The organism is Stenotrophomonas sp. LARHCG68 (assembly GCF_052871705.1).
This window is the reverse complement of record NZ_JBIXJV010000006.1, coordinates 27759-43330: the sequence shown is the minus strand read 5'-3', so window position 1 is coordinate 43330 and position 15572 is coordinate 27759. Positions and strand designations below refer to the sequence as shown.

Here is a 15572-nt window from a genome sequence, read left to right as displayed (position 1 = left end):
TTCCTTGGTTCAATGATCGAGCGTACGCAGGGCCGAGGCCGCCAGCACGTGCTTGCAGGGGCCCCGCTGCCCTTGATGACGGGCGAACCACGGGCAGGTGCAATGCAACTGCTCGTCGACTTCCCACACGCGGTGCCACACGCCCCCGCTGGCAATGGTGGCAGCCAGCGGCTGGGCGCTGACCAGCGTCACCGCACCTTCCTCCAACAGCTGGCGTGCTTCGGCCAGACGCGGGTGCAGGTCCTCCATCAGGCTCAGGTCGAACGGCAGCACGCGATGGAAGTAGGCGCCTTCGCTGACGTCGAAGCCCACCAGCCCCGAAGCTCCCAGCACGCGCAGCGCATCGGTCACGCGATCCACGCTGCTATTGCACCCGGCAGCCAGTGCGGCCGCATCGATCGCCGCCTGCCAATTCAACGAAGCACGGACACATGCCAGCTCGGCGGCGTTACCTGTACTGGCCTGCATCAAGGCTGTCAGCGCCTGTCCTTCACCGGAGAAACCACGCCAGACCTCGCTGCTCAGTACCAGGCTCAGGCGGGCGCTGCCGAAATCCAGCACCCAGGTGCAGGCCTGCTGCTGCGCATCAGCGTGAACCTGCAGGCCCTTGGCACGGGGTAGCAGCAACCCAAGCACGCGCAGGCGCGCGGTTTCCGTCAACCGCACCGCGCCGGGTGTTTGCCGGGTCGACGCGGCCAGACCGCCGCCCATCCGCGCGATCCACAACGGCGTGCGCCGGGTCGAGGCCTTGGGCAGGCTGCGCAGCAGGCGCAGTGCTTCCACGGCGGTCGCGCTGAAGCAGGGCTGCATGCTCGCTTGGTAGGACTGCACCTCCACCATGCCGCGCAGCCATCGGGTCGGCAGTGCCACTTTGCGTTCGACCACCTCGGCACCGGCCGAACGTAGCTGCACAGCGTCGCGCCCGACGGCCAGTTGCAGCCCATCAGCATCGCGCAGCCGCGCCAGTGCAGCACGCATCGGCGCGTTGAAGTCGACGTTGGTGGTGCCCTTGCCCACCACTTCGCCGTCGTAGGATGCCGGTAGCAGGTCCACGCGGATATAGGCGCTGCAGCACGAGGAAAAGCCCTCGAAACGCAGCACCTGCCCGCCACAGGTAACCACCGGGTCCGCCAGGGCAATGGCGCGGGCCACGCTGTTGGGCGGAGTGAAGAAGCGGCTGCCCACGATCAACTGCACCGCTGTCAGCAGTTCGGCGACCAGTCGCGGCTGCAGTAGCCTGCCCTCGAAGAAGTGCGGATGTGGATTGCCGGCCATCCCACTGGTTTCCAGCGTCAGTCGTGGCCCGGCGGCTTCCTGCCAGGCTGATGGCTGCAGGTAACGATATGTGTGCTGGAGACTGCTCAATCCCTTCCCCTGGAAGCGTTCCTCGCCGCGAAGGGCAGGAGTGGAGAATAGCCAATGTCGTGGCACGACATAACCGTCTCCGTGCCTTGCCGAGGACATCGGTTGTCGCCGATGCCGCCAGGGCGCCCTGCCATATATCCTGCACAAGCCCGCTTCCCCCATACAGTGCCCTCCGTGACCACCCTTGCCCTGATTACCGACGCCACCAGCCTCGACGACGACTACGACATGCCGCCACTGCGCGATGCCTGCCAGGCCTTGGCGCTGGATGTCCACATCTGCAACTGGGATGACCCGGACCAGGACTGGTCCCGCTTCAGCCACGTGGTGCTGCGCTCTCCCTGGGACTACACCCGCCGCCCCGACGCCTTCCTGGACTGGTGCGCACACGTCAGCAAGGTCAGCCGCCTGGTGAACCCGCTGCCGGCCGTGCGCTGGTCGCTCGACAAGCATTACCTGGCCGACCTCGCCAAGGCCGGCATGGCAGTGATTCCCAGCACCTTCATCGAATCGAAGGCATCGGCGCAGACGATGCTCGACGCGTTCCTGCAGGCGCACCCCGGCCTGGATGAACTCGTCGCCAAGCCAACGGTCGGTGCATCCTCGCGCAATGTGCGACGGTTCCTGCGCGCCGATGCGATGCAGGCACTGCAGCACGCAGAGACCCTGCTGGGCGCGGGCCACAGCGTCATCCTGCAGCCGTATCTGGCATCGATCGAACGGCAGGGCGAGACCGACCTGGTCTACATCAACGGCATCTATAGCCACGCGATCCGCAAGGCCGCGCTGCTGGCCCGCGACGGCACCACCAACGCCCCGAGCCTGGGCTTCCTTTCCGCATGCGAGGCGACCGCCACCGAACGCGCACTGGCCAGTGCCGCGCTGCAGGCAGCAAGCCGCACCCTCGGCCTCGATGCGCCGCTACTGTATGCCCGGGTCGACCTGATCCATGCCGACGACGGCCAGCCACAGCTGCTGGAACTGGAGATCCTCGAACCGTCGTTGTCCTTTCCGTTGGCCGAAGGCAGTGCGATGCGCTTTGCCCGGGCCCTCGCCGGATTGGACTGAGCGCGTCGGCGTTACCTGACTGCGCCGGCGCCTGGACGCAATGCTGACCCTGCCCGGCTCAGTCCAGCACCCGGCCTTCGGACAACTGCACGACCTGCTGGCCGAACACCTCCATGTCCTCCGGGTCATGGCTGATCAGGAGCATGGGAATGCCGGTGCGGTCCAGCACCGCTTCCAGCTCCCGGCGCAGATGGCTGCGCAGGGTGTGATCCAACGCGGCGAACGGCTCGTCGAGCAGCAGTGCACCCGGGCCAGTGACCAAGGCCCGCGCCAGCGCGGTGCGCTGGCGTTGCCCACCCGAGATCTGGTCCGGGTACTGGTCGCCCAGATGGTCGATGCGAAACGCCTGCAGCCACTGTTCAACCCTCGGATCGCGCGCGCCACGGCGTGGATTGAGCCAGCCCGCGTGCAGGCCGAAGGCCACGTTCTGGCGCACGCTCAGGTGCGGGAACAACGCGTAGTCCTGAAAGACATAGCCCAGCCCCCGCCGTTGCGGCGGCACATGCGTGTGACCGGCGGCGTCGAACAATGTCTTCCCGTGCACCCGCACATGCCCCCGCTCCGGCCGCAACAGGCCGGCCACGGCCTTGAGCGTGAGGCTCTTGCCAGCGCCGGACGGGCCAAACAGCACCACCCGCTGCTGGGAGCAACGCAGCGTCACCTGCAATGCGAACGCGGATGTGCCCGAACCAAACCGCTGCCCGATATCCAGGTCAAGCCACATCACGCAGCCCTCCCTGACGGCCGCGCGCCAGGCGTGCGGCAAGCAGCAGGACCACGATGCAGACCACCGAGGTCAGCAGCACCAAGGCATTGGCCCGTCCGTCATTGCCCGCCTGTACGGCTTCGTAGATGGCGATGGACAACGTCTGGGTACGGCCGGGGATGCTGCCGGCCACCATGATGGTCGCGCCGAACTCGCCCATGGCACGCGCGAACGCCAGCAGCAGCCCGGCCAGGATGCCGCGCCACGCCAATGGCAACGTCACCCGCAGGAACAACGCAATCCCGGAAACACCCAGCGTGCGACCAGCCTGCTCCAGTTGCGGGTCGACGCCCTCAAACGCCGCCCGCGCAGGTTTGAATACCAGTGGCAGCGAAGCGATGGCCGCGGCGATCACCGCGCCCTGCCAGGTGAACACCAGGTTGATGCCGAATACCTCCTGCAGCCAGGCGCCGAGGGGACCGTTCCGGCCCACCAGCACCAGCAGGTAGTACCCGAGCACCGTGGGCGGCAGCACCATCGGCAGCGTCAGCAGCGTATCCAGCAGTTCACGCCCGGGAAATCGCCGGCGTGCCAGCAAGGCCCCCAATGCGACGCCGACGACCAGGTTGATCGCCGTGGCCCATCCGGCCACCTTCAATGACAGCCACAGCGCGCTCCAGTCCAGGTCCATCGATCAAGGGCTGCCGAAGCCATGGCGCTGCAGGATCGCCTGCCCTGCCGCCGAACGCACGTAGGCAATGAAGCGCTGGGCCTGCGCGGCCTTGCTGCTTCCCTTCACCTGCGCCAGGGGATAGCTGATGTCGCCATCGACAGGCACCTGGAAAGCGCGTTGCACCCGGTCGGGCATCGCCTGCGCGTCGGTGGCGTACACAAAGCCGGCGTCAACCTCCCCGCGCGCCACGTAGTCCAGCGACTGGCGCACATTCTGGGTGGTGATCACCTTGGCCTGCAGTGCCGACCACAGCCCGGCCTGTTGCAGCGCGCCGCGTGCGTAGCGTCCCACCGGGACGCTGTCCGGATTGCCGATGGCGATGCGCTCGAAGCCGGCGCCCGCCAACGCCGCCAGGTTGGCGGGCCGCTGCCGGGCCTGCGGCGGCACCACCACCCACAGGCTGTTGTGCGCGAACACCTGGCGGGTACCCGGCTCCAGCAGCCCCTGGGTCGCCGCCTGGTCCATCGTGGCCTGGTCCGCCGAGGCGAACACATCCACCGGCGCGCCACGTGCGATCTGCTGCAACAACACGCCGGAGGCAGCGAAGTTCAGGTCCACCCTGGTGCCGGGGTGGGCCTTCTCGTAGGCCACCGCGATCTCGCGGAAGCTCTCGGTCAGGCTGGATGCCGCCGATACGGTCAGGTCCTCGGCCGACGCGGTGGCGCTGGTGAACAACAGCAGGCAGGCAAGCCAGGTGCGGATCATGTGCGGTTCCGTCAGGGATCAGGTGGGGGAGTCGTCGCTTGCCGCCATTTGTGCCAGACGTTCGGGCTGCAGCAAAATGATTTCGCGTTGTTTGACCGCGATGACGCCGTCGTCGCTGAGCCGCCGCAGCACGCGGCTGGCGGTCTCCGGTGCCATGCGCAGGTAGTTGGCGATCTCGGTGCGACTCATCGTGAGATTGAACCGGGTTGCGGAAAAGCCTCGACGGGCATAGCGCGCCGAGGTGTCCAGCAGGAACGCGGCCATGCGCTCCTCGGTCCGGTAATTGGCCGCCAACAGCGCGGCCTTGCCGATTTCCGCGCTGAGCAGGCTGAACAGCTTGGCCTGCAGCCCCGGCATGCGCGCGGCCAGCGAGCTGATCTTGGGAAACGAGATGCGGCACAGGTGCACGGTATCCAGCGCCACGGCGTTGCATGGGTAGCGCGAGCCATGGATGGCGTTGAGCCCGATCACCTCGCCGGGAAGGCTGAAGCCGAGCACCTGCTCGTTGCCCAGGCTGTCATCGACGAAGGTCTTGACCATGCCGGCACGCACGGCCGCGATCGAATCGAAGGGCTCGCCGGCGCGGAAGATGTAATCACCGGCCTGGTAAGGGCCGACGTGATCGACCAGGACATGCAGTTCGGACAACGCGGCCTTGTCGTAGCCTTGCGACATGCAGGCATCGGAGAACGCACAGGTGCTGCAGAAATGCAGGGCATCGCCGTCACTGGCGGCGGCCGGGTTTGGCGTCTTTGCGGCGCTTGCACCGCGCGGTGGCTGGATCGGTGACATCTTTTGCATTCAGGTGGTTTCGGCGGATGGGCGAAAGCACGCGGCGATCATACGCCACAGCAGTTGGCCTTCATGTTGAAGGCGCAGCATGCGTCCGTCATGTCGCAGCCACCCCTGCTCGACGAAGGGTGACAGGCTGGCGAGCGCCTCCCCGAAACACTCTCCCACGCGCAGGCCGTTGCGCCACTCGAAGGCGGCCACGTCCAGCGCGTGGTCACAGGCGATGCTCTGTACTGCCTCGTCGGCCAGTCGCTCGTCCTCGGAGAGGATCAACCCCGACACGATGCCCGGGTGCCCGGAATCCAGCCGGGCCAGCCAGCGCCCCAGGTCCTGCTCCTGGCGGCACAGCACGTCGCCGATCTGGCTGCAGGCGCCCAGTCCGATGCCGATGAAGTCGCTGCGATCGCGGCGCGGCACCCCGGCCATGTCGCAGTGCCGGATCCCGTCACCGCGACGCTCCGGATGCGCGCAGTCCGCGCGCTGGTAGTGGTCTGCGCCCATTGGCAGGTAGCCGGCCGCCAACACGTCCTGCCAGGCGCGCCACCAGCCGTCCACCGCGGGGGCTGGCGGAAGATGACGCGGGGATGGCAGCAGGATGCGTTCGGGGGCCAACGCCAGCACTGCGTGCAGGCGCGGCAGGAATGCCCGGTCGTCCTGCGACGGTACCGACAACTGGTAGTAGCAGGCGGTGAAGCGGGCCTGCTGGGCTCGACGCAGCAACGCCGGCCCGTCCGCATCGGCGCTATCAAGGATGTTCAGGCGGGTGCAGCCAACCTGGCGCAGCGCATCCGGCGCGATGCCGCTGCCGGCATCCAACCGTACCTCGACCTGCGGCCTTGCCACGGTCCGCAGGTGCTGCGGTACCGCGTCCAGCAGGTGGCCCAGCAAGGCCGGCGTCAGCAACTCCGCCAGTCCGCGTCGCAGGACGACCGCCACCACCTCCCGGTCCTCGGCCAGCGCTGCGCGGTGCAGCTGCAGGCTGGCCAGCATGGCCTGCATGTATGCCTGCGCATCCCCGGCCGGTTGCCGCCGGGGCGCCTGGAATGCCAGGGTCAGCCCCCGTGGGATCAGGTGTTCGTTGCTGGCCCTGATCGCCGTCCGCCAGCCGGCGTCGCCAAAACCGGTGCTGAACTGGTCAGGCGACGGATACAGCACATGGACCGGCTGATGCAACACGCTGCTGAGTGACAGGGTGCGTTCCACCATGGGAGCCTCGAATGACGTGGCGTACATCCTTGCGTGCCTGTCCGGGGATTTCCCTGATCTGGATCAAGCGCGCGAGGATGAAGCCACCCGCGCAGCCTCGATCGCCTCGGGCAGATCGGTCTGCGTGTCCAGCTGCGGGAAGTTCCTGCGTTCCATGCGGCGGATCGCATGGTGCATCCACGCAAGCGCGGCGGCGACCACCACGAACAACAGCATGAAGCAGCTGCTCCAGATGCCGATGGCATCGTTCAGGGCGCCGAACACGATGGGCAGGATGAAGCCCCCCAGCCCGCCGATCATGCCCACCACGCCACCCACCGCACCCACGTGCTGCGGGTAATACACCGGGATGTGCTTGTAGACCGCCGCCTTGCCCAGCGACATGAAGAAGCCCAGCACGAACACCAGCACGGTGAACAGGGTCACGCCGATGGCCAGGTGGAAGCGCAGCTCGCCGTGGATGCCCTTCACCACGTAGACCGTGTCCGGATAGGCCAGCAGGAAGGTGCACAACGCCGAGACGCCAAACGTCCAGTACATCACCCGCCGTGCTCCGATGCGGTCGGACAGCCAGCCCCCCACCACGCGGAACAGGCTTGCCGGGATCGAATAGCACGCCGCCAGCATGCCGGCAGTTCCCACCTCCATGCCATAGGCCCCCACCAGGTAGTGCGGCAGCCACAACGCCAACGCCACGAAGCCCCCAAACACGAAAAAGTAATACAGCGAGAATCGCCAGACCTGCAGGTTCCTCAGCGGTGCCATCTGCTCGGCGAACGGCATCGGCTTGACGCCATCGCGCCGGCGCTGCTCCAGTTGCGGGTCTTCCTTGCTGAACAGGAAGAACAGCACCGCCGCCACCGCCAGACCGACCGCCCAGACCTTGGCCACCATGGTCCAGCCGGCGGCCACCATCACCATCGGCGCCAGCAGCTTGGTGACCGCCGAGCCGATGTTGCCGGCACCGAAGATGCCCAGCGCGGTGCCCTGCTTGCTGGCCGGGAACCACTTGGAAACATAGGCCACGCCCACCGAAAAGCTGCCGCCGGCGATGCCGACGCACAGCGCCGCGAACAGGAACTGCGGGTAGGTGTGCGCATAGGTGAGCATCCAGGTCGCTACCGCGCCACACAGCATCACCAGCACCAGCACCTTGCGCCCACCGAACTGGTCGGCCCAGATGCCGAGGAACACCCGGCTCAGCGAGCCGGTCAGCACCGGCGTGGCGATCAACAAGCCGAACTGGGTGTCGTTCAGCCCCAGCTGCTGGCTGATCTGGATGCCGATGATCGAGAAGATCATCCATACCGCGAAACACACGGTGAACGCGAAGGTACTCAACCACAGGGCACGCTGCTGCTGGCCGTGGGGGACCGATTGCAGATTCTGGCTCATCGCCACTCCTTCAGGAAAACAACTTACTCGGCCTGGGCCTCGATTTCGTCCAGCCCGCTGACCGGGTAGCGCTCGCGCAGTTCCAGCAGGAACTGCTGCACATCACGCTGGCGCACCTGCAGCTCCAGGTAATCGCGGATCTGCGGCAACACCTGCTCGAAGCCCAATGCCACGCCGGCCTCGTGCGCGTCCACGTTCACCACGTGGTATCCCCATCGCGACTCCACCGGAAACCCCGCAAGGCCCTGGCGCAGCCGGAATACCTGGCGGTCGAACTCGGGGGTGGTCTGGCCACGCTGCAGCCAGCCCAGCTCCCCGCCCTCGGTGCTCGATGGGCACTGTGAATGACGGGCCGCCAGATCGGCGAACAGATGCGGTTGTACCTGCAACTCGGCGATCACTTTCTCGGCCTCGGTACGTGCCTTGAAGCGCCCGGCGACATCATCGGCCGGCGCCGCCAGCAGGATGTGCCGAACCCGGATGCGGTCCGGCGAGCGGAAGCGCTCCGGGTTCTGGCTGAAATAGCGTCGGCAATCTTCCTCGCTGGGAACACGATCCTCCAATACCTGTTCGATCAGGCGCTGGATGCGTGCTTCCTCGTCGGTCGGGTGGCCATCGCCCTGCCCCTCTTCCAGCCCGAGGCGCTGAGCCTCGCGCCGCAGCAGCTCGCGCACCACCAACGCACGGGCGGCGTCGGCGCGTGCCTGCTCCGGGCGCATGGCCCGGTGGAACTGCATCTCGCGGGCGATGTCGGCTTCACTGATGGCCAGGCCATCAACGAACAGGTGGCAAGGCGCCGGCTGCCCCAGCGAGCGTGGGCCTTGTCCCGTGTCGTCGTGGTGGTGGCCCGCTTCGGCGGGCACCGGCTGGGCCGAATCGATGATCGTGATCGGCAGGATCTTCGGCAGCGTGCCCATGGCTTACTCCCTCGGCCCATAGCGCAGCGTGGCCTGACGGCGGCGTACCACCTGGTACGGACGCCACAGGTAGCTGACCGGAATGCTCCACACATGCACCAGCCGGGTGAACGGGGCGATCAGGAACAGGGTCAGGCCCAGGAAGATGTGGGCCTTGTAGACCCAGTTGACGTCGGTGATGAAGTCCGCGGCGCCGGCACGGAAGGTCACGATGTGCTGCGCCCACTCGGCCAGCATCACCATCACGCCGCCATCCATGTGCCCGGCCGAGGCCTTGATGCTGTATAGCCCCAAGCACAGCTGCGCGAACAGCAGCACCAGCACCAGGGTGTCACCGACGTTGCCGGTGGCACGCACGCGCGCGTTGGTCAGGCGCCGCACCAGCAGGATGCTGATGCCGACGAAGCACAGCGCACCGAAGAAGCCGCCCACCACCATCGCCAACAGCTGCTTCTGCGAGGAGGTGATGAAGTGCTCGTACAGCGCATGCGGGGTCAGCAGGCCGACCAGGTGACCGCCGAGGATGGCCAGGATGCCAATGTGGAAACAATTGCTGCCGATGCGCATGCCACGGTCGGACAACAACTGGCTCGAGCCGGTGCGCCAGGTGTACATGGCCCTGTCATAGCGTGCCCAGCTGCCGATCAGCAACACCGCGACGGCGATGTAGGGGTAGTACTGGAAGGCGAATTGGTGCAGGTAGTAGCTCATCATGGCTGGATCTCCCGGTGCACGGCGCGTGCCGGTGAACGATGTGGCGGTTTGCAGTCTTCGGACGGGGCCTCGCTGCCGAAGCGCACGGCTTCCTCCTCCCAGAGCGCATCCATGGCTTCGGCGGTGTCGTCGCGCACTTCCTCGCCGGCGCGCTGGCGCAGCAGGGCCAGGTCCACCCTGCCTTCACCGGCCTCGACCAGGATTTCCAGCAGCACCGCATGCGGCAGTTCGCGCTCGGCCGCGCGGGCTGCGAGCATGCCGGCGATGTGGCCGATGTGGTGCAGCCAATCCTTGGCTTCGGCCTGTGGGCGATGCGAGAGGTATTCCAGCAGCAATGGCAGGTAGTCCGGCAGCTCCTTGGCGCTGAGCGCAAAGCCGTTACGGCGGTAGGCATCCACCAGGTCCACCATCGCCTGCCCGCGGTCGCGGGATTCACCATGGATGTGTTCGAACAACAGCAGGCTCATCGCCCTGCCCCGGTCGAAGGTGGCCAGCCACGCCGACTGCGCATCCAGTGTGTCGCTGCCCAGCAGCTGGTCCACGAACGCCCGCAACTGCGCGCGGCGGGCCGGCGACAGCGCGGGTTCGTCGCAGGCCTGGCGCAGTTCCTCCCCGTGCTGCCACAGCTCATCGCGCGGATAGTCCAGCAACACCCCGATCAACTTGAGCAGGCTCATTTGATCACCTCATGGCGGTGCTGGCGGTTGGGGTGCACCTCATAGGTGGTGCTCTTGCGTTGGCTGAACAGGTCGGCAGGGCTGTCGCCGTTGCAGCCGTTTCCGAACGTGAAGCCACAGCCGCCCCGCTCGCCGAAGGCGTCGTTGGCGTACTCGCGGTGCCCACTGGGAATCACGAAGCGATCCTCGTAGTTGGCGATGGCCAGGTAGCGGTACATGTCCTCGGCCTGGGCGACCGTCAGGCCGGTCTGCTCCAGCGCACGCAGGTCCTCCACCCCATCCACGTTCATCGCCCTGCGCCAGGCGCGCATGGCCATCAGGCGCTCCAGGGCGCGCACCACCGGCGCTTCGTCACCGGCCGAAAGCATGTTGGCCAGGTAGCGGACCGGGATCCGCAGCGAGGCAACGTCTGGCAACTCACCATTCATGCCCACATGTCCCCGCTCTGCGGCCGACTGGATGGGGGACAGCGGCGGCACGTACCACACCATCGGCAAGGTGCGGTATTCCGGATGCAGCGGCAATGCCAGCTTCCAGTCGATGGCCAGCTTGTATACCGGCGATTGCCGGGCGGCCTCCAGCCAGTTGTCGGGGATTCCCTCGTTGCGCGCGGCCGCGATGACGGCCGGATCGTTCGGGTCCAGGAAGATATCCAGGTGCGCCTGGTACAGGTCCTTCTCGGCGGCCACCGATGCGGCCTCGGCAATGCGGTCGGCGTCGTACAGCATCACACCCAGGTAGCGGATGCGACCCACGCAGGTCTCCGAGCACACGGTGGGCTCGCCCATCTCGATGCGCGGGTAGCAGAAGATGCACTTCTCGGACTTACCGCTCTTCCAGTTGTAGTAGATCTTCTTGTACGGGCAGGCCGACACGCACATGCGCCAACCGCGGCACTTGTCCTGGTCGATCAGCACGATGCCGTCCTCCTCGCGCTTGTAGATCGCCCCGGACGGACAGGCCGAGACGCAGGCCGGATTCAGGCAGTGCTCGCACAGGCGCGGCAGGTACATCATGAAGGTCTTCTCGAAGGCGCCGTAGATCTCCTTCTGCACCTTGTCGAAGTTGTAGTCGCGGGCGCGCTTGGAGAACTCCGTCCCCAGGATTTCCTCCCAGTTGGGGCCCCATTCGATCTTCTCCATGCGCTGCCCGCTGATCAGCGAGCGCGGCCGCGCGGTAGGCTGATGCTTGACCTCCGGCGCGTCATGCAGGTGCTGGTAGTCGAAATCGAACGGCTCGTAGTAGTCGTCGATCTGCGGCAGGTCCGGGTTGGAGAAGATCTTGGCCAGCATCCGCCAGCGGCCACCGGCGCGCGGTACCAGTTTGCCGGCACGCGTGCGTACCCACCCCCCGTTCCACTTGTCCTGGTTCTCCCATTCCTTCGGGTAGCCGATGCCCGGCTTGGTCTCCACGTTGTTGAACCAGGCGTACTCCACGCCCTCACGCGAGGTCCATACGTTCTTGCAGGTGATCGAGCAGGTATGGCAGCCGATGCACTTGTCCAGGTTCAGCACCATCGCGATCTGTGCACGTACTTTCATCACACCACCTCCCGTGCTGCCACCACGGCGTCTTCGCCGTCCAGCCAATCGACCTTTTCCATCTTGCGCACGATCACGAACTCATCGCGGTTGGTGCCGCACGTGCCGTAGTAATTGAACCCCCACGCCAGCTGGGCGTAGCCGCCGATCATGTGGGTGGGCTTGAGCACGATGCGGGTCACCGAGTTGTGGATGCCGCCGCGGGTGCCGGTGATCTCCGAGCCGGGAACGTTGATGATGCGTTCCTGCGCGTGGTACATCATCGCCATGCCGGGCATCACGCGCTGGCTGACCACCGCACGGGCGGCGATGGCGCCATTGACGTTGAACAACTCGATCCAGTCGTTGTCCTCGATGCCGGCGCTGCGCGCATCATCCTCGCTGAGCCATACGATCGGGCCACCGCGTGACAGCGTCTGCATGATCAGGTTGTCGCTGTAGGTGCTGTGGATGCCCCACTTCTGGTGCGGCGTGATCCAGTTCAGCACGATCTCCTTGTTGCCGTTCGGACGCTGGTTGAGCAGCGGTTCCACCGTGCGCGTATTGACCGGCGGACGGTAGCCCATCAACGCTTCACCGAAGTCGATCATCCATTCGTGGTCCTGGTAGAACTGCTGGCGCCCGGTGAGCGTGCGCCACGGAATCAGTTCGTGCACGTTGGTGTAGCCGGCGTTGTAGCTGACGTTGTCGTCTTCCAGGCCGGACCAGATCGGCGAGGAGATGATCTTGCGCGGCTGCGCCTGGATGTCACGGAAGCGGATCGCCTCGTGCTCCTTGCCCACCGCAAGATGGGTGTGCTCACGGCCGGTGAATGTGCCCAGCGACTCCCACGCCTTGACCGCGACATGGCCGTTGGTTTCCGGGGCCAGGTGCAGGATCACCTCGGCCGCATCGATGGCCGTGTCGATGGCCGGGCGGCCCTGGCTGACGCCGGCGTCGCGCACGGTGTGGTTGAGCTTGCCGAGGAATTCCACCTCGTGCCTTGTATCCCAGCTCATGCCCTTGCCACCGTTGCCGAGTTTGTCCAGCAGCGGGCCCAGCGAGGTGAACTTGCGGTACAGGTTGGGATAGTCGCGCTCGACCACCGCCATGTTCGGCATGGTCTTGCCCGGGACAGCCTCGCACTGGCCCTTCTTCCAGTCGGTGACGCCGAATGGCATGCCCAGCTCGTTCGGGCTGTCATGCAGGGTCGGGACCAGCACCAGGTCCTTCTCCACCCCGAGCACGCCCGGCGCCATCTCGCTCACCGATCGGGCCACGCCCTTGAAGATCTCCCAGTCGCTACGCGATTCCCAGGCCGGGTCCACCGCCTTGGACAGCGGATGGATGAATGGGTGCATGTCCGAGGTGTTGAGGTCGTCCTTCTCGTACCAGGTGGCGGTGGGCAACACGATGTCCGAGTAAAGCGCGGTGGTGCACATGCGGAAGTCGAGCGTGACCAGCAGGTCGAGCTTGCCCTCCGGTGCCTCGTCACGCCATTTCACTTCCTCCGGCTTGATCGCCCCCATCTCGCCCAGGTCCTTGCCCTGCAGGCCATGGCGGGTGCCGAGCAGGTGGCGCAGCATGTACTCGTGGCCCTTGCCCGAGGAGCCCAGCAGGTTGGAGCGCCAGATGAACATCATGCGCGGGTGGTTCTGTGCGGCATCCGGGTCGGCGAAGGCGAAGTCCAGCGAACCGTCCTTGAACTTGCCCAGCGCGTAGTCGGCCGGGGCGACGCCGGCCTGCTCGGCCTCGCGTACCAATGCCAGCGGGTTGCGATCAAGCTGCGGCGCACACGGCAGCCAGCCCATGCGCACCGCGCGCAGGTTGAGGTCGGCCAGGCTGCCGCTGTACTTGCTGGCATCGGCCAGCGGCGACAGCAGCTCGTCCACCTGCAGCTTCTCGTAGCGCCATTGCCCGGTATTGAAGTAGAAGAACGAGGTACCGTTCATCTGCCGCGGCGGGCGGCTCCAGTCCAGGCCGAAGGCCAGCGGTTGCCAACCGGTCTGGGGACGCAGCTTCTCCTGACCCACATAGTGCGCCCAGCCGCCACCGGTCTGCCCCACGCAGCCGCACATGACCAGCATGTTGATCAGGCCGCGATAGTTCATGTCGTTGTGGAACCAGTGGTTCATGCCGGCGCCGACGATGATCATGCTGCGGCCATGCGTCTTGTCGGCGGTGCGTGCGAACTCGCGGGCGATCTCGATTACCTCGGCGCGGGGCACACCGGTGATCCGCTCCTGCCACGCCGGCGTGCCCGGCACGTTCTCGTCGAAACTGCGCGCGACATTGCCGCCGCCGAAGCCACGATCCACGCCGTACTGAGCCAGCAGCAGGTCGTAGACGGTCGCCACCAGCGCGCTGCTGCCATCGGCCAACTGCAGGCGACGCACGGGGATGTTCCGTTCCAGCACGTCCTCGAACGGCGCTGCGGTCCAGCCGTCACTCTCCACGCCACCGAAGTACGGGAAGCTCACTGCTTCGATGCCTTCATGTGCGTCTGCAAGGCTCAGGCGCAGGCGTGTCGGGTGGCCATCACTGGCCTTCTCCTCGATGTTCCACTTGCCCTTCTCGCCCCAGCGGAACCCGATCGAGCCGTTCGGAACAGTGAGGTCACCGCTGTTCTCGTCGAAGGCGAGCGTCTTCCATTCCGGATTGTTGGTCTCCCCCAGCCCGCCCAGTTCACTGGCGCGCAGGAAGCGCCCTGGCACCTGACGGCCGTCGGCACGCTGCTCGATGTGCACCAGCATCGGCATGTCCGAGTACTGCCGGCAGTAGTCCTGGAAGTACTGCGAAGGCCGGTCGACATGGAACTCGCGCAGGATCACGTGGCCGAAGGCGAACGCCAATGCCGCGTCGGTGCCCTGCTTGGGATGCAGCCAGTGATCGGTGAGCTTGGCCAGCTCGGAGTAGTCCGGGCACACCGCCACGGTCTTGGTGCCGTTGTAGCGTGCCTCGGTGAAGAAGTGCGCGTCGGGCGTGCGCGTCTGCGGCACGTTCGAACCCCAGGCAATGATGTAGCGGCTGTTGTACCAGTCGGCCGATTCAGGCACGTCGGTCTGCTCGCCCCAGATCTGCGGCGACGCCGGCGGCAGGTCGCAGTACCAGTCGTAAAACGACAGACAGGCACCGCCCAGCAACGACAGGTAGCGGGCACCGGCGGCATAGGAAACCATCGACATCGCCGGGATCGGCGAGAAGCCAACCACGCGATCCGGGCCGTACTCCTTCACCGTGTGCAGGTTGGAGGCGGCGATGATCTCGTTGGCCTCGTCCCACGACAGCCGCACGAAGCCGCCCATGCCACGCCGGCGCTTGTACTCGCGCGACTTCTCCGGGCTGGCGACGATGCTGGCCCATGCCTCCACCGGCGACATCGTCTTGCGCGCCTGCCGCCACATGCGCAGCAGCGTGCCGCGGATCAGCGGGTACTTCAGGCGGTTGGCGCTGTACAGGTACCAGGAGTAGCTGGCGCCACGCGGGCACCCGCGCGGCTCGTGGTTGGGCAGGTCCGGGCGCGTGCGCGGGTAATCGGTCTGCTGGGTTTCCCAGGTGACCAGCCCGTTCTTGACGTAGATCTTCCAGCTGCACGAGCCGGTGCAGTTCACGCCGTGGGTGGAACGCACGATCTTGTCGTACTGCCAGCGGGCGCGGTAACTGTTCTCCCAGTCACGGCTCTCGCTCTTGCTGAACCCGTGGCCATCGGCAAAGGGTTGTGGGTCACGCTTGAAAAACTGCAAGCGATCCAGGAAATAGCTCATGGTGAATCTC

Annotated in this window: 13 protein-coding genes; 1 reads left to right on the top strand and 12 read right to left on the bottom strand. The window is 66.2% G+C overall.

The window, feature by feature from the left end; translation table 11 throughout:
- Positions 1-9 precede the first annotated feature (9 nt).
- The gene (locus ACIPR8_RS16700; RefSeq protein WP_446541736.1) at positions 10-1275 is read right to left on the bottom strand and encodes an SWIM zinc finger family protein; all 1266 of its coding nucleotides are present in this window, start codon (positions 1273-1275) and stop codon (positions 10-12) included.
- A gap of 264 nt (positions 1276-1539) precedes the next feature.
- Between ACIPR8_RS16700 and ACIPR8_RS16695 the strand changes: the two genes are divergently transcribed.
- Positions 1540-2433 carry an ATP-grasp domain-containing protein gene (locus ACIPR8_RS16695; protein ID WP_446541735.1) on the top strand — a complete coding sequence of 298 codons (894 nt, stop codon included), beginning with the start codon at positions 1540-1542 and terminating at the stop codon, positions 2431-2433.
- Between the two features lie 58 nt (positions 2434-2491).
- Here the strand turns inward: ACIPR8_RS16695 and ACIPR8_RS16690 are convergent, their stop codons facing one another.
- The 11 genes from ACIPR8_RS16690 to ACIPR8_RS16640 form a co-directional block, all read right to left on the bottom strand.
- Positions 2492-3157: a sulfate/molybdate ABC transporter ATP-binding protein gene (locus ACIPR8_RS16690; RefSeq protein ID WP_446541849.1), complete on the bottom strand. Its 666-nt coding sequence runs from the start codon at positions 3155-3157 to the stop codon at positions 2492-2494.
- Positions 3147-3830 (bottom strand): molybdate ABC transporter permease subunit, encoded by a 684-nt coding sequence (modB, locus tag ACIPR8_RS16685; protein ID WP_192285664.1) that lies wholly within the window; start codon positions 3828-3830, stop codon positions 3147-3149. Before modB ends, ACIPR8_RS16690 begins: the two co-directional genes overlap by 11 nt.
- Positions 3831-3833: 3 nt before the next feature.
- Positions 3834-4577 (bottom strand): molybdate ABC transporter substrate-binding protein, encoded by a 744-nt coding sequence (gene modA, locus ACIPR8_RS16680; RefSeq protein WP_192285656.1) that lies wholly within the window; start codon positions 4575-4577, stop codon positions 3834-3836.
- An 18-nt stretch (positions 4578-4595) separates the two neighbouring features.
- Positions 4596-5369, bottom strand: coding sequence for a helix-turn-helix domain-containing protein (locus ACIPR8_RS16675; protein WP_446541848.1), 774 nt, complete (start codon positions 5367-5369; stop codon positions 4596-4598).
- 9 nt (positions 5370-5378) lie between these two features.
- A complete protein-coding gene (locus ACIPR8_RS16670) occupies positions 5379-6575 on the bottom strand; it encodes a coproporphyrinogen III oxidase (RefSeq protein WP_446541734.1) in 1197 nt (398 codons plus the stop codon).
- Positions 6576-6638: 63 nt separating this feature from the next.
- Positions 6639-7970 carry an MFS transporter gene (locus tag ACIPR8_RS16665; protein ID WP_192285652.1) on the bottom strand — a complete coding sequence of 444 codons (1332 nt, stop codon included), beginning with the start codon at positions 7968-7970 and terminating at the stop codon, positions 6639-6641.
- A 23-nt stretch (positions 7971-7993) separates the two neighbouring features.
- A complete protein-coding gene (locus tag ACIPR8_RS16660; RefSeq protein WP_446541733.1) occupies positions 7994-8887 on the bottom strand; it encodes a peptidylprolyl isomerase in 894 nt (297 codons plus the stop codon).
- A 3-nt stretch (positions 8888-8890) separates the two neighbouring features.
- Entirely contained in the window at positions 8891-9598 is a 708-nt protein-coding gene (gene narI, locus ACIPR8_RS16655; protein WP_446541847.1) for a respiratory nitrate reductase subunit gamma, read from the bottom strand.
- Positions 9598-10278, bottom strand: a complete 681-nt coding sequence (narJ, locus tag ACIPR8_RS16650) for a nitrate reductase molybdenum cofactor assembly chaperone (RefSeq protein ID WP_446541732.1) — start codon at positions 10276-10278, stop codon at positions 9598-9600. Before narJ ends, narI begins: the two co-directional genes overlap by 1 nt.
- Positions 10275-11819: a nitrate reductase subunit beta gene (gene narH / locus ACIPR8_RS16645; protein WP_192285645.1), complete on the bottom strand. Its 1545-nt coding sequence runs from the start codon at positions 11817-11819 to the stop codon at positions 10275-10277. Before narH ends, narJ begins: the two co-directional genes overlap by 4 nt.
- Positions 11819-15562, bottom strand: a complete 3744-nt coding sequence (locus tag ACIPR8_RS16640; RefSeq protein ID WP_192285643.1) for a nitrate reductase subunit alpha — start codon at positions 15560-15562, stop codon at positions 11819-11821. Before ACIPR8_RS16640 ends, narH begins: the two co-directional genes overlap by 1 nt.
- Positions 15563-15572 lie beyond the last annotated feature (10 nt).

Bases quoted from the DNA above. Each gene is read 5' to 3' on its own strand.
- ACIPR8_RS16700 (WP_446541736.1), bottom strand. From the start codon at position 1,275: ATGGCCGGCAATCCACATCCGCACTTCTTCGAGGGCAGGCTACTGCAG.
- ACIPR8_RS16690 (WP_446541849.1), bottom strand. From the start codon at position 3,157: ATGTGGCTTGACCTGGATATCGGGCAGCGGTTTGGTTCGGGCACATCC.
- modB (WP_192285664.1), bottom strand. From the start codon at position 3,830: ATGGACCTGGACTGGAGCGCGCTGTGGCTGTCATTGAAGGTGGCCGGA.
- modA (WP_192285656.1), bottom strand. From the start codon at position 4,577: ATGATCCGCACCTGGCTTGCCTGCCTGCTGTTGTTCACCAGCGCCACC.
- ACIPR8_RS16675 (WP_446541848.1), bottom strand. From the start codon at position 5,369: ATGTCACCGATCCAGCCACCGCGCGGTGCAAGCGCCGCAAAGACGCCA.
- ACIPR8_RS16670 (WP_446541734.1), bottom strand. From the start codon at position 6,575: ATGGTGGAACGCACCCTGTCACTCAGCAGCGTGTTGCATCAGCCGGTC.
- ACIPR8_RS16665 (WP_192285652.1), bottom strand. From the start codon at position 7,970: ATGAGCCAGAATCTGCAATCGGTCCCCCACGGCCAGCAGCAGCGTGCC.
- ACIPR8_RS16660 (WP_446541733.1), bottom strand. From the start codon at position 8,887: ATGGGCACGCTGCCGAAGATCCTGCCGATCACGATCATCGATTCGGCC.
- narI (WP_446541847.1), bottom strand. From the start codon at position 9,598: ATGAGCTACTACCTGCACCAATTCGCCTTCCAGTACTACCCCTACATC.
- narJ (WP_446541732.1), bottom strand. From the start codon at position 10,278: ATGAGCCTGCTCAAGTTGATCGGGGTGTTGCTGGACTATCCGCGCGAT.
- narH (WP_192285645.1), bottom strand. From the start codon at position 11,819: ATGAAAGTACGTGCACAGATCGCGATGGTGCTGAACCTGGACAAGTGC.
- ACIPR8_RS16640 (WP_192285643.1), bottom strand. From the start codon at position 15,562: ATGAGCTATTTCCTGGATCGCTTGCAGTTTTTCAAGCGTGACCCACAA.